Origin of the sequence: Roseivirga seohaensis (genome assembly GCF_001592945.1) — a bacterium.
Taxonomy (GTDB): domain Bacteria; phylum Bacteroidota; class Bacteroidia; order Cytophagales; family Cyclobacteriaceae; genus Roseivirga; species Roseivirga seohaensis.
Genome location: NZ_LRPB01000049.1, coordinates 42,719 through 56,444, shown reverse-complemented (window position 1 = coordinate 56,444; position 13,726 = coordinate 42,719). Strand labels below are relative to the sequence as shown.

The 13,726-nt window shown below is 41.3% G+C and carries 11 protein-coding genes and 1 tRNA gene; 2 read left to right on the top strand and 10 right to left on the bottom strand.

Translation table 11 applies throughout. The annotated features are described in order from the left end of the window. Nucleotides 1–131 precede the first annotated feature (131 nt). Nucleotides 132–1,415, top strand: coding sequence for a DUF3472 domain-containing protein (locus AWW67_RS17100; protein WP_071387173.1), 1,284 nt, complete (start codon nt 132–134; stop codon nt 1,413–1,415). A gap of 23 nt (nt 1,416–1,438) precedes the next feature. Here AWW67_RS17100 and AWW67_RS17095 read toward each other — a convergent pair whose 3' ends face one another. The 10 genes from AWW67_RS17095 to AWW67_RS17050 all read right to left on the bottom strand — a co-directional run bounded on the left by AWW67_RS17095 (nt 1,439) and on the right by AWW67_RS17050 (nt 12,914). After that, nucleotides 1,439–3,331 carry an amidophosphoribosyltransferase gene (locus AWW67_RS17095; RefSeq protein WP_062303258.1) on the bottom strand — a complete coding sequence of 631 codons (1,893 nt, stop codon included), beginning with the start codon at nt 3,329–3,331 and terminating at the stop codon, nt 1,439–1,441. Nucleotides 3,332–3,340: 9 nt separating this feature from the next. Next, entirely contained in the window at nt 3,341–4,852 is a 1,512-nt protein-coding gene (locus AWW67_RS17090; protein WP_082794087.1) for an NADH-quinone oxidoreductase subunit N, read from the bottom strand. Then, the gene (locus tag AWW67_RS17085; RefSeq protein ID WP_062303255.1) at nt 4,849–6,564 is read right to left on the bottom strand and encodes a complex I subunit 4 family protein; all 1,716 of its coding nucleotides are present in this window, start codon (nt 6,562–6,564) and stop codon (nt 4,849–4,851) included. The genes AWW67_RS17090 and AWW67_RS17085 overlap by 4 nt, the downstream gene beginning before the upstream one ends. Before the next feature lie 4 nt (nt 6,565–6,568). Further along, the gene (gene nuoL / locus AWW67_RS17080; protein WP_221405278.1) at nt 6,569–8,698 is read right to left on the bottom strand and encodes an NADH-quinone oxidoreductase subunit L; all 2,130 of its coding nucleotides are present in this window, start codon (nt 8,696–8,698) and stop codon (nt 6,569–6,571) included. Nucleotides 8,699–8,703: 5 nt separating this feature from the next. Beyond that, nucleotides 8,704–9,006, bottom strand: a complete 303-nt coding sequence (gene nuoK / locus AWW67_RS17075) for an NADH-quinone oxidoreductase subunit NuoK (RefSeq protein WP_062303251.1) — start codon at nt 9,004–9,006, stop codon at nt 8,704–8,706. After that, on the bottom strand, nt 8,996–9,523 hold the full coding sequence (locus AWW67_RS17070) for an NADH-quinone oxidoreductase subunit J family protein (protein WP_071387172.1): 528 nt from the start codon (nt 9,521–9,523) through the stop codon (nt 8,996–8,998). The genes nuoK and AWW67_RS17070 overlap by 11 nt, the downstream gene beginning before the upstream one ends. A 3-nt stretch (nt 9,524–9,526) precedes the next feature. Beyond that, on the bottom strand, nt 9,527–10,558 hold the full coding sequence (locus AWW67_RS18640) for a 4Fe-4S dicluster domain-containing protein (protein ID WP_071387171.1): 1,032 nt from the start codon (nt 10,556–10,558) through the stop codon (nt 9,527–9,529). Next, nucleotides 10,555–11,652: a complex I subunit 1/NuoH family protein gene (locus AWW67_RS17060; RefSeq protein WP_062303247.1), complete on the bottom strand. Its 1,098-nt coding sequence runs from the start codon at nt 11,650–11,652 to the stop codon at nt 10,555–10,557. Before AWW67_RS17060 ends, AWW67_RS18640 begins: the two co-directional genes overlap by 4 nt. A gap of 132 nt (nt 11,653–11,784) precedes the next feature. After that, a complete protein-coding gene (gene murI / locus AWW67_RS17055; RefSeq protein ID WP_062303246.1) occupies nt 11,785–12,594 on the bottom strand; it encodes a glutamate racemase in 810 nt (269 codons plus the stop codon). A 247-nt stretch (nt 12,595–12,841) separates the two neighbouring features. Continuing rightward, a tRNA-Lys gene (locus AWW67_RS17050) sits at nt 12,842–12,914 on the bottom strand. 72 nt (nt 12,915–12,986) lie between these two features. On the opposite strand from AWW67_RS17050, the gene AWW67_RS17045 reads away from it, so the two are divergent. Next, nucleotides 12,987–13,724, top strand: a complete 738-nt coding sequence (locus tag AWW67_RS17045; protein WP_062303244.1) for an SH3 domain-containing protein — start codon at nt 12,987–12,989, stop codon at nt 13,722–13,724. The last annotated feature ends 2 nt before the right edge of the window (nt 13,725–13,726 follow it).

Genomic DNA, 13,726 nt, shown 5'->3' with positions numbered 1-13,726 from the left:
TAGAAATAAATTGGGAGATTGAGTTCAATCATTATTTGAAAGGAGACATCACGATGAGCCTTTACTGAAATTGTAAGTTTCATTTTTAAACTCGAAAGCAAATACTATTTTCAGAACCTAATAATAAACACATGAAAAAATCAATTCTGGCATTACTACTCCTCTTCACAATGGGGTGCGCCCCAAAAGCTGAAAAATTTACCACAGAGGAATTACCTATTGCCATACCCACCAAGGGAAATACATGGATTGAAGGACTGGATTCTCAGCAAGATAGGGCACTGCTTGATAATGGTGTGAAAAATTGGAATCCAAATAAAGCAACCGCCAAAACCTATTTTTATACTGAGGCCATTGGTGAAATTAAAATTGGGATGAAGGCAAAGGCGGCCAACACTACAACCGTAAATGTCAGTTTCAATGGTGAAAGGAAAACGGTAAAACTCTCCAATACTGAACTTGAACTAGTTTCAATTGCCAGCTTCAATATTGAAAAACCGGGCTATCATACGCTCGAAATCACAGGAGATGACAATTCATCATCTATAGATATTTCTGAAATACTCATTGGCGGGGCTGCTACAGAAGAAAAAGTTTATTTCGCCAAAGATGATTTTTACTGGGGGCGAAGAGGCCCTTCAGTTCATATAACATATCAGGTGCCCGAAGAGGCATCGGACGTGCTTTATTTCTACAATGAAATCAATGTACCCGCAGGCGAAGATGTATTGGGTAGTTATTTTATGGCCAACGGATTTGCGGAAGGCTATTTTGGAATACAAGTAAATGGCGCTGATGAAAGAAGAATCCTCTTCTCAGTGTGGAGCCCCTTCAAAACCGATAACCCAAAAGAAATTCCTGAAGACCAACAGATTAAAATGTTGAAAAAAGGTGATGGTGTTTATACTGGTGAGTTTGGCAATGAAGGATCAGGCGGACAGAGTTATCGCAAATACATGTGGAAAGCTGGAACTAACTATCGCTTTCTTTTAAAGGCAGAACCAGCAGGGAATAACAGTACAGACTATACCGCCTATTTCTTTGCTCCTGAAATTGGGGAGTGGGAATTGATCGCTTCTTTTAGAAGACCCAAAACCGATACTTATGTAATGAGGCCTCATTCATTTTTAGAAAACTTCCATACCGAAACGGGTAATCAATCGAGAAAAGGACTATACTCAAACCAATGGGTGTATGACACTAAAGGTAACTGGCATGAAATGACCACCGCCAAGTTTACCGCTGATGCTACCGCCAGAAAAGAATCTAGAATGGACTATGCTGGCGGAGCCGAAGGAACATCTTTCTTTATGCAAAATTGTGGCTTCTTTACTGGCTGGACACCCATAGATAGCATGATTGAACGTGAACCTTTGGGCGTTGCTCCCAAAATTGATTTTAGCTTGTTACCTTAAAAATTCAGACATAAAAAAAGGGCTTAATAAGCCCTTCCTTCTTTTCCTTCATAGAAATTCATAAATGCCTTATTCACTACCCGATGCCCACCAGGGGTTGGATAATTTCCGGTAAAGTACCAGTCGCCTGAATTATCTGGGCAAGCTTTATGCAGGTTTTCAACAGTTTGGTACACTACTTCAAGTTCTGCTTTCATGCCTTTCGGGCGAACAATTTCAGTGATTTTAGCCGAAATTTCATCGTCAGTAAACTGATCGTAAAGTGCCTTTATATAATTGGTCTGATCTTTATTATCAATGTTTGTCGCAGCCATTTCGTAAGCCTTCTCAAGCTCTTTATGACCTTTGCCATATTTTTCTTCTAGCAACAGCAACATTGCCCTAAAGGCTACAAACTCCTTCATTTTCGACATGTCTATTCCATAACAGTCTGGGTAGCGAATTTGCGGTGCTGAAGAAACAATCACAATCTTTTTAGGCTCGAGCAAATCGAGCATCTTTAGAATACTTTTTTCCAAAGTAGTTCCTCGAACAATCGAATCATCAACAACTACGATGGTATCTACTTTTTTATTGATAACCTCATAAGTAGTATCGTACACACTGGCTACCAATTGGTCGCGACTTTCATCACTAGCAATAAACGTTCGCAGTTTGGCATCTTTAATTACCAGTTTTTCTACCCTTGGCTGAAAACTCAAAAGTTCTTCAACATCATCAATATGCGGTTTCCCATCAATGATAATATCCTTCCTTTTGCGAAGCAGGTATTCGTCTACCCCTTGCATCATACCCAAGAAAGAGATTTCAGCAGTATTAGGTATATAAGAGAAAACTGTATTCTTTAAGTCGAAATTAACAGCCTTTAATATTTGAGGGATTAATAGCTTACCAAGCTCTTTTCTCTCACGATAAATATCTGGATCGGTACCTTTCGAAAAATATATTCTTTCGAATGAACAAGCCTTAAGCTCGCGTTTTTTCATGATTGGCACTTCATCCCATTCACCATCCTTATGTACAATCAAGGCATGGCCTGGCTCTACCTCAGAAATATCGGAATAGTTTACATTGAAAGCTGCTTTGATTGCCTGCTTTTCGGAGGCCACAACAATCACTTCATCGTCAATGTATTTGAAGGCTGGGCGAATTCCATTTGGGTCGCGCACCACAAACGATGCCCCATGCCCTAGCATTCCCACCATGGCATAGCCGCCATCAAAGTCTTTAAATGAACGTTTCAGCACACGCTGAATATTCATTTCACTTTCTATAATTTCGGTAATTTCGGTGTTGTTCTTTTTCTTTTTGTATTTCTCAAAAATTCGCTGGTTTTCCTCGTCCATAAAATGGCCGATTTTCTCCATTACCGTTACCGTATCTGTTTTTTCTTTTGGGTGTTGCCCTAATTTTAGAAGCAAATCAAAAAGCTCGTCAACGTTAGTCATGTTGAAGTTACCCGCCATTACTAAGTTTCGGCTTCTCCAGTTATTTTGTCTCAGAAATGGGTGACAATTTTCAATACTATTTTTGCCGTGTGTTCCATAACGAAGGTGACCTAACCAAACTTCACCCGTAAAACCCATATTATCCTTCAGCCATTTAGCATCTTTAGGATTGTAGCCTTCTTTCTTTTGGGCCTTCTCAAATTTCTTCGAAATTTTCCCAAAAATATTCGTAATCGGCTGCTGGCTTATGGTTCTGTAACGGCTAATGTAACGGGTTCCAGGGTCTACGCCAATCTTGATGTTTGCCACCCCAACCCCGTCTTGACCGCGGTTGGCTTGCTTTTGCATCATGATGTAGAGTTTACTTATGGCGTAAGTGGCTGAGCCATACTTGTCGATGTAGTATTGGAGGGGTTTTCTGAGACGGATTTTAGCAATCCCGCACTCGTGTTTAATCTGTTCGCTCATTTAGTCGATTCAAAGGGCAAAGTTAATACTATTCAAAACGTTCAACAACCAATCTGATTTAAAGAATAACAATAACAGGGGCGCAACCAAAATAGTGCCCAGTATTTTGTCAGTTAAGCTTTCTGTTACAGGGTTCTCTGCCTCTTTCCTAGTTTTAAAAAACATGTAATAAGGTATTTTTAAATAGAAAAAGAGAGAAACAACAGTATTCAACAAACCGAAAATTAAAACCCAAATTAAAATGGAAGAGCCTTCCGTTTGCCAAGATTCCCAAAGGCTTGAGAAAATATAAAGCTTGGCATTGAACCCGGCCATAGGTGGAAGGCCTGTGAGCGAAATCATTACAATAAGGATCAACACTCCTAAATAAGGCACTTTAGAGCCCATTCCTTTAAAGACATCAAAAGAAGTTTTGCCTTCATTATTTTCGAATAACTGAACCAAGAAGAAAGCCCCAAAATTCATTAATAGATAAATACTTCCGTAGAATAGTGCCGAAGTTGATCCACTTTCAGAAAAAGCCAAAACTCCCACCAAGAGAAAACCTGCGTGGGCAATGGAAGAATAGGCTAACATACGTTTGACATCTTTTTGCCATATGGCGGAAAAATTACCCACCGTCATGCTGGCAATGGCAATAATACCTAACCATAACTGCCAATCGATTATGGTTATATCAAGGTTTGCCACAAAGCGGAACAAAATGGCCAAGGCTGCCAATTTCGGTAACGAAGAGAAAATAGCCACAATTGGTGTTGGGCTGGCCTCGTACACATCGGGTGACCAAATATGAAAAGGGAAGGCGCCTAGTTTAAAAACAAAGCCCCCAATAGTCATTATTAAAGCCAAGGAAAGCGGCAATATTGCTACTTGAGAAACGCCTTCTACAAAGGCATTTGAAGTAAAGTCTAATGTACCTGTAAAGCCATACAACCAACTCATTCCGTAAATCATTACCGCAGAAGCCACAGCGCCAAACAGCAAGTATTTCATGGCTGCTTCAGAATTTCTTTTGCTTTTGAAAAGCCCCGTAAGCACGTAAGAACAGATTGAAACCAGTTCGATAGCCACATACACCATTAAAAAATTAATGGCCATTGCCATCAAGAAAGTACCCAACACCAAGCTGAAGAACAGCAATAGCGTTTCGCTTGATTTAAAAAATTTCTCCTTTTGCTTAGAGCGAAGCATCATCACCAAACCGATCATTCCGCCAATACTGAAAAGTGCTTTCAAGTAAATGGCGGCTCCATCCAAACGGATCATTCCGCCCATAAGGATCCTATCTCCTTCAACATTTCCCCAACTAGCAATAAGTAAAACCAAGGAGAAAGCCAGCCCCACAAAAGCAATGGCAGCCAAACCAACAGACTTATTCTCTTTGAAAATCAAGTCATAAATCAACAAAAGCACAGCTGTAATGACCAAAGTAATTTCTGGCGCTAACCAAGCAATATCTGCCGAAATGCCTTGAATTTGCTCTTTCAGCCCAAGTGCCATATTGGATTGCAGCAACATCATTCAACCGAAAGGATTAAAAGCTGTGTGAAACCTTCCACTGAATTATTAATAAGATCGAGCAAGGTGGCAGGGTAAATACCGAACCAAATGATCAGGATTACCAATGGAACCAACATCACATATTCTCTGGCATTCAAATCTACCAAAGTCTCTCTCCACGCCTTGTCTTTCACCCAAAACTTGCCAAAAAACATACGCTGGAGTGTCCATAAATAATAACCTGCGCCTAATACTAAACCTAAAGTGGCCACCACTGGCATCCAATAAGGAATGGCGCCAATTACGGTTGAAGACTTGAAGGCTCCGATAAACACCATCAGTTCGGCAATGAAGCCTGAGAAGCCCGGCAAGCCCAATGAAGCAAAGAAAGCAATGGTAATCAGAATAGTGAATTTCGGCATTTTAGAAGCCAAGCCGCCATAGTTTTCAATTCCACGGTCATGGGTTCTATCGTATAAAACACCCACCAAAAGGAAGAGCATACTCGATATTAATCCGTGACTGAACATTTGATAAATCGCGCCAGTAACACCCTCCACTGTCATGGCGGCCAAACCTAGCAACACAAAGCCCATGTGAGAAACGGAACTGTAAGCGATCAATCGCTTTAAATCTTTTTGCGCCAAAGCGTTCATCGCGCCATACAATATAGAGAACAAGCCAAAGAAGCCGATCAGCCACGAATAATGAAATGCACTGTCAGGGAAGAAACTAAAGGCCGTCCGAATAATTCCGTAACCTCCAATTTTCAATAGAATTCCTGCCAATACTACCGAAACTGCGGTTGGCGCCTCCACGTGCGCATCGGGTAACCACGTGTGGAACGGAAAAGCTGGAAGCTTAATCGCAAAACCGATCAACAAGGCTAAAAACGCAATCCATCGGGCAGATTGACCGAAGATTTCACCATAACTGTTTTTCCCTAAAAATGAATCAGGCAGGTAATTGGCATCATCCGCCATTGAAATCATGTTGAATGACTTCACAATATTTTCACTTTCCATTTGCCCAGCTTGTACGGCATACTGTATACTGCTGATCATGTCCGGAGAAGCCTCAGAAACATTTTCAATCACTCCTGCTTCCAAACCGGTTTTTACTGGATCGTAAACCGAATTGTACAGCCCAATCATGACAATCAGGATTAAGATGGAACCGACTAGTGTATAAAGGAAGAATTTAATGGCAGCATATTCTCTTTTTGGCCCACCCCAAATTCCGATAAGGAAATACATGGGCAAAAGCATAAACTCGAAAAAGAGGTAGAAAAGGAAGAAATCTAGCGCTACAAAGCAACCCAAAACCGAAGTAGAAAGCAGCAAGTATAAACCGAAATAGCCCTTCTGTTTTTGCTTAATTCCAAAGGAAGAAATGGCGCCAATAAAAAGTACAATGGCCGCTAAAAGCAATAAGGACAGGTTTAATCCATCAACCCCGACAAAATAATCGACAGAGAATTTACCAAGGGAACCCAGTTCTACAGAAAACCATTCGGCTTTATCTACCAACTGAAGTTGTTCTTCGGAATTGGTAAGTCCTTCTACCGTAGCATCAAAACTAGTCACTGCCAACACGGATAGCACAAGCGTAACGCCCAATGCTACAAGTGCCACCCATTTAAAGCTACTAGTTTTAGATTGTGGTAAAAGTAAGACCACAAGCGCTCCAAGTAGCGGGGTAAATATGATATAGGTTAAAAGATTTTCTATCATTTCACTAAAATAGAAGCCAGATTAACATGAGAATTAAAAAGGCCAAAGCAGCCATAATATATGCTTGTACATTGCCCGACTGCACCGAACGCGTAAGTTGCCCAACGCGCCCTGTGGTATAAGTCGTCAAATGTACGAATCCATCAATGATATTCCTGTCGAACCAAGCAATGAGGTGCGCAAACACCACCTGAAACTTGGCGATAAAATTGATGAAACCGTCTAAAATCACACGGTCAAACCAAGCAATGCGCTTCACCTTCCACAATATGAATTTCAATATAATCTTTTCGTAAAGCGCATTCTGATACCAGTGATAAAATGAAATCTGAGCGATTACACCAATTGGTTCGCGCTGTTCAACAAAAGAAGCTGAAAATTTTGCTCCTGGTCTGAATAAGAAGTAGGCAATTACTACACCCGACAAAGCCAATGCAATTGAAATGGCCAACACACGAAAATGTAAATTCTCGAACCATTCGTGAGGCAAATCCATCAGATTGAATGCCGCATAACTTTCGGGCACCAAGAAAATTGGATCTTGAATAAGGCTATAAAACCAAGTGTTTTCGGCCTTCATAGTAAAGCCAAAAATCACGCTCAGCGAGCCAATGGCCAATAGAATCATCGGCAACTGCAAGAAGATATTTCCTTCCTGCAAAGGCTTTAATGTAGTGTTCGCTGGAATGAGTTTTGGTAACCTGAAATCACCCGTAAACACCAAAAAAATCATTCTGAAAGTGTAGAAAGCAGTAATCAATACCGTAGCAAAAGCCAGCACTTCAATAAAATAGAAGCCTCCACCCTTTTCATCAATCCACACTGCGGTATTCAATAAAATGGCATCTTTTGAAAGAAAACCAGAAAAACCTGGTAAGCCTGCCAAGGCCAATGCACAAATCAAAAAGCAGATGAAGGTGACTGGCATGTACTTCCGAAGCCCACCCATCACTCGCATGTCTTGCGGATCGAAATTGATATCCTTGTCCTCAAGCTGATGCAATTGATGAATGATAGTTCCGGCACTTAAGAAAAGTCCAGCCTTAAACATGGCATGTGTTACCAAATGAAAAAGCCCAGCGGTATAAGCGCCCACGCCCATGGCCAAAACCATATAACCCAATTGCGAGATGGTACTATAGGCCAAAACTTTTTTAATGTCGAATTGTGAAAAGGCTGCAACAGCCGCCATAAAAGCAGTAATAGCACCAACAACAGCCACAACTTCCAACGCCTGAGCATCTAAAATCACAAAGATTCTGGCGATCATAAACACACCAGCCGCCACCATAGTAGCCGCGTGAATTAATGCCGAAACTGGCGTTGGCCCTTCCATGGCATCGGGAAGCCAGACTTGCAATGGGAATTGAGCAGATTTACCTACAGCCCCACAAAACAGGGCAATTCCGGCTGCGCTGAGCCATCGGCCATCGAGGCCATTTCTAACCAATTCTCCATTTTTAAAGTATTCGGCTACCCAATTTCCATCTTCAATACTGCTGAGTACTGTCAATGACTTTATGCCTTCTAAATCGAAAGTTTGAAATTGCGAATAGAGAATCATCAAACCAGTGATAAAACCTAAATCGCCAATTCGGTTCATAATAAAGGCTTTGTTAGCCGCCAAGGAGGCTGATTTCTTTTCGAACCAAAAACCAATAAGCAGGAAAGAAGACAAGCCTACCAATTCCCAAAAAATGAAAATAAAGAGCAAATCGTAAAACAAAATAATGCCCAACATGGAGAAGGTAAACAGCCCAAGCAAACCAAAATAACGTGGCTTATTCTCATCATGGCGCATATATTCCATGGAAAAGAAATGCACCAACACCGAAATAAAATTAACCACCACCAGCATAATCAACGCTAATTGGTCGATGAGGAAAGAGTAAGTGAGTTGCGTATCACCAATGCTAAACCAGTTGCCACGAATTGACACTCCAGTAGTGTCCCAATATTGCGAAGCCAGATAAATGGAAATTGAAAGGTTAACTCCCAATAATAGTGTACCCCAAATGGGCGCAATTTTCTTCAGAAAAGTGGTTGTGAAAAACGATAGCAATGGAATAGCCATCAAAGCGATGATCCAATAAATCAAAGGATTAAATTCCGTGGTCGATATGATGTCATTCAAATCAATCATCCTTTCAGCTCATTGATTTTATCCAGATTGGCGGTTTGGAAATGTTGATACACTTTGATCACGATTGCCAGCGCTACTGCGGCTTCGGCAGCGGCCACGGTAATCACAAAAAGCGCAAAGATTTGACCTTGAAACTCTACTGCATCAAAACGGCTAAAAGCGACTAAGTTTAAGTTGGCAGCATTCAACATGAGTTCAATGCCAATCAAAACGGCAATGGCATTTTTGCGGGTAACCACAACGGCCAAACCGACACAGAACAAGGCAGCACCCAACAGCAAAATCGTATTAAGCGGCATCGGCTCCCTCCTCTCTTGTATTTCCTGCGATGCGCACTGCGCCAATTAAAGCCAGCAAAAGCAAAATGCCAATGACTTCGAAAACCAGTACATAATCCGTCATGATTTTCATTCCTAAATCTCGAACACTTGAAGGGGATGAAGGCGCATTTTTCATCCAACCCATATTGGCAAAATCTGCCATTTCAATGGCTTTGGCCAAAATATAAAATAGCCCGACCGAGATCAAAATTCCAAAAAACTTATTGTACACCTCAGTTTCCACTTTGGCTTGCGACAGACGGTTGGTGAGCATAATTCCAAAAACCATCAATATGAGGATGCCTCCCACATACACCAAAATTTGAGTGATGGCCACAAATTCAGCACCGAGCAATACGAAAATGCCCGCCATCCCAATAAAGGTGGCGATCAGCGCAAATGCCGAATACAGAATATTCTTAGACAATAGAATAAACAATGCCGACAGACCCGTAAGTCCTAAAAACGCATAGAATATGATGTTCTCTATTGGCATCCGTTAATCGTTTGTCTCACTTTTATCTTCATCATCCTTTTTCTTCGGCTGGATTTTTGGCCGCATGATCGGGCGAGGTTTTGGTTTGGCTTCTTCCGAAGAACCTTCCTCTTCTTTCTTTCTTACCTGAATTTTAGGCCGAATCACCACACGCTGCACAGGCTTTTCTTCTGAAGGCTCAGCTTTAGGCCCAGCAGGAACTTTAGGCTTCATCGGAATTTTCGGTCTTGTAGCTTTTGGAGCCTCGTCTGCTTTAATTTCCTCCTTTGGTTCCTCTGTTTTCTTGGCCTGAATTTTTGGTTTCATCACCACTTTTGGCCTTACTGGCTTAGGTGGATCATCCTTTTTTTCTTCAGTGGAAGTAGCTGCCGTCTTTGGCTTCATTGGCTTAGGCCTGAAAGCTGGCTTTGCCCCTGCGGGTTTTGCAGCCATTGCTGAAGCTGGCTTACTTTTAGCCAAAGCTGCCATCTTCTCTTTCTCTTCTTCCTTCTTTTTGTTGAACTCTTCTAAAGCCTGCTTTTTCTCCAGAATTTCCAGTGGTGTCATTTCGCCAAAAGCAAAATTATGGTCCGCAAAATCAAAGGCGCTGAAATCGTATTCCTTCGTCATGGTGAGGCATTCCGTAGGGCATACGGTAGTACACAAACCACAGAAGCAGCATTTTGCCATATCGATATCAAATTTGGCAGCATGAATCCGTTTTGGAGTGCCATCGGAAGTTTTTCCTATTTCTTCTACCGCCCTTACCGGCTCAATGTCAATACAGTCTACCGGACAAATTTTAGCGCACTTGTCACAGACAATACAATCTTCAATTTCATTGTGAAGCTTATAACGCCCGTTGTCGGGCACCGGAATAATTTCTTTAGGGTATTGTGTGGCGAAAATTCCATTCTGTTTCTCGAAGTAATTTTCATCGTCCACATACAATGGATCGCGCTGAGTATTCACATCCTTCATATGCTCAAAAGTAACCTTGAGCCCTTCTTTCAGGGTTTTTGTAGCAATGGCGATATTTTTCCAGTACTTACTCATATCATCAGCAATCTCCACAAAGCACTCACCAAAACCAAAATTATAGCGCCCGGAGTCAGGTATTTCCAGCTTAAATTCATGAGCTGATCTAGCCTTAATCTAGGGTAGGTCCATCGGATCCAAATTTGCAAACCTACTGTAAGCAAAGCCTTCGACACCAACCAAAATGCGCCCCATAAATGTCCTGCAATTGTGCCCGGTTCGCCACTGGTCCAATCGGCCAAGGCCACAGCACCAATGTTCGGTAGTGGAGTATTCCAACCACCCCAAAACAGAATTGCTCCTAAAAATGAAATCAAGAGCATCATACCATATTCTGAAAGCATGATCATGGCCCATCTGAAACCGGAATATTCTACATGAAAACCAGCGACCAATTCCGATTCTGCAATCGGAATATCAAATGGAGCACGGTTGGCTTCGGCCAAAGAGGCAATGAAGAAGATCAGATAAGCAAAGAAGAAAAATGGTATTCTGAAAATGTTCCAAGTCAGGAAGCCGCCAATGTGAGTAGTTTCAATTCCCAAAGCCTTAATGCCGAAAAGGAAGTTCTGAGCATTCGGGTCGATGGAGTTGATGAATATTCCTTGCTGATAAACGATCTCTTGTAAGTTGAGGGACTGAGAAACCATGATGACGCAGACCACGGACAGCCCTAAAGGAATTTCATAAGAAATAATTTGAGCCACAGAGCGCATAGCGCCCAGCAAGGCATATTTACTATTGGAACCCCAACCTGCCATCAAAATACCAATCACATCTAGCGAAACGATGGCCAATAGGTAGAAAATTCCAGTTTCAATTTGAGAACCTCCAAAATCTGAAGTGAGCGGGAGTACGGCAAAACCAGCAAATACCGAAGTGAAAATGATGAGCGGAGCTACTTTGAAGATTCTTTTATCGGCTGCTAAAGGAATAATATCTTCTTTTTGGAGCAATTTGAGCAAGTCGGCAACGGTTTGGAGCAAACCGTAAGGTCCCGTTTCCATTGGACCATACCTGTCCTGAATGAATGCAGAGATTTTTCTTTCCGCATACACCGCAAAAATGGTATAGATGAGCACAAAATTTAAAAAGAATAAAAATGCGTACACGATCCGAATTTCCCTTGTTCACTGCAAAGAAAGTATATAATTCGTTAAGTCGTAAAGTAAAGCCTACAAGATGTGTAGGATATCAGTTATTAACTCAGAACAAGCCTCACTTCTACTTCCCTTTTAACCTATCTACTCCCACAAAACGTGTTTCTCCAATTTAATTTCTTCTTGGAAAAAGAGTTCGGCAGCAGCCTGAAAAGAAGGTGTAAAATCAGAAACAAGGAACCTGTTCTTTCCTGAACGCTCAGTGGCAAGTAAACCGCTTTCTTGGAGCATATTTTGCAAAGCATGAGCTACTATGGTAGAAGAATCAATCACTTCGATTCTATCTTGAAAAAATGCCGACACCTGCTTTTTGATTAAAGGGTAATGCGTACAGCCCAAAATCAATGCTTCGATACCTTCGAGTTCTTCTCGCCCCAAGTACTGATTTATGATTTGTTCCGAAATATCGTTTTTGTAAAAACCCTCTTCAATCATCGGTACTAAAAGCGGTGTTGCTAAAGCTCCAAAATTAATCTTTGGGTTTTCACTTTTCAGCTTCCGTTCATAAACACCAGAGCCCACAGTTTGCTTTGTGCCTATCAAACCGATGTTAGCATCATCACTATATTTCTCGGCCACATAAGCCACCACAGGGTCGATTACATTAAGCACTTGTGCTTTGCTACCCACATAGGCTTTAACAAGTTCATATGCGGCAGCAGATGCCGAGTTACAGGCAATCAAAATCACCTTACAGCCTTGCTGCAACAGTACGTCACAAATTTTTACCGAATACGCCTGAATGATAGCCGCAGACTTATCCCCATAGGGCAGATGAGCACTATCACCAAAATAGATGATTTGTTCATTTGGAAGTAAGTTCTTTACCGCATGCGCCACGGTAAGGCCTCCCATTCCACTATCAAAAATTCCTATGGGCTGATTTCTTGTCATGTATAACTACGAAGGTATTTGTTTCGAATAAAAACTTAACGCGGCTATGCTAAATTATTATTGACTTTCAGAAGGCAGGGAATCCGACCGTTTATTTTTTTACCAGCCGTTAAATAATGTGAAAGGCAGGTAGACTGCCATTTGCCTTACTATCTTTAGGGATGCTAAATCACAGAAAAAACACGAGTACCAAGCAGAAAGGTAGAGGCATAAAAAAAGTCTCAACTTTCGCTGAGACTTTAGGAAGTGATCTGGCTGGGGCTCGAACCCAGGACCCTCTCCTTAAAAGGGAGATGCTCTACCAACTGAGCTACCAAATCAAAATGTTTTTCTTGTTGTATTAAGGTCGTTTTCCTTAATTGCGACTGCAAAGGTAAGAGGTAAATAATTAAATGCAAGAGCGAAATTTTAAAATTCTGATATTCATTTTTCTGGGACTTCTATATTTCCAAGAACCTTCTTATTCTCAAGAAGTTACAAATGATTTAAAAATTGCAGATTCTTTGTTCCAAAAGAAGCTCTATACGCAATCACTCACCATTTACGAGAAAATTACACGAGAAGAGCAGCTTGCATCACCTGCTATGCTGTTAAAGATGGCATTTATATATGAGAGTTTAGAGGATTTAGGGAATGCTCTTTACACTTTGAACAACTATTACAAACTCACTTCAGATAAAAAAGTGCTCACCAAAATGAATGAAATGGCGCAGCAAAATAATCTGGAAGGCTACTCTACCAGTGACTTCAACCTCTTCTTAAAGTTCTTTGATGAAAATAGGAATTACTTTGTGTTGGTTTCTCTTGCACTGGGTATTCTTACTCTAAGCATGATTTTGAAAAGGAAGAAAAAACTAGAAGAAAGATCTGCTGGGCTTACCATAGGATTGGCTTTTACACTTTTACTTGCCACCTATTTGCTTAATTTTTCGCAGTTGCCTACCAAAGGCATTATCACTTCGGCCAATGCTTATTTAATGAGCGGCCCTTCGGCCGGAGCCGATTTAATCGAAATCACGGGTGAAGGACACAAAGTAGAAATTGTGGGTCAGAAGGACATTTGGGTAGAAATTAAATGGAAAAACACTAGGGCTTTTATCAGGGAAAACAACCTTAAAGAATTGCCTTAGAG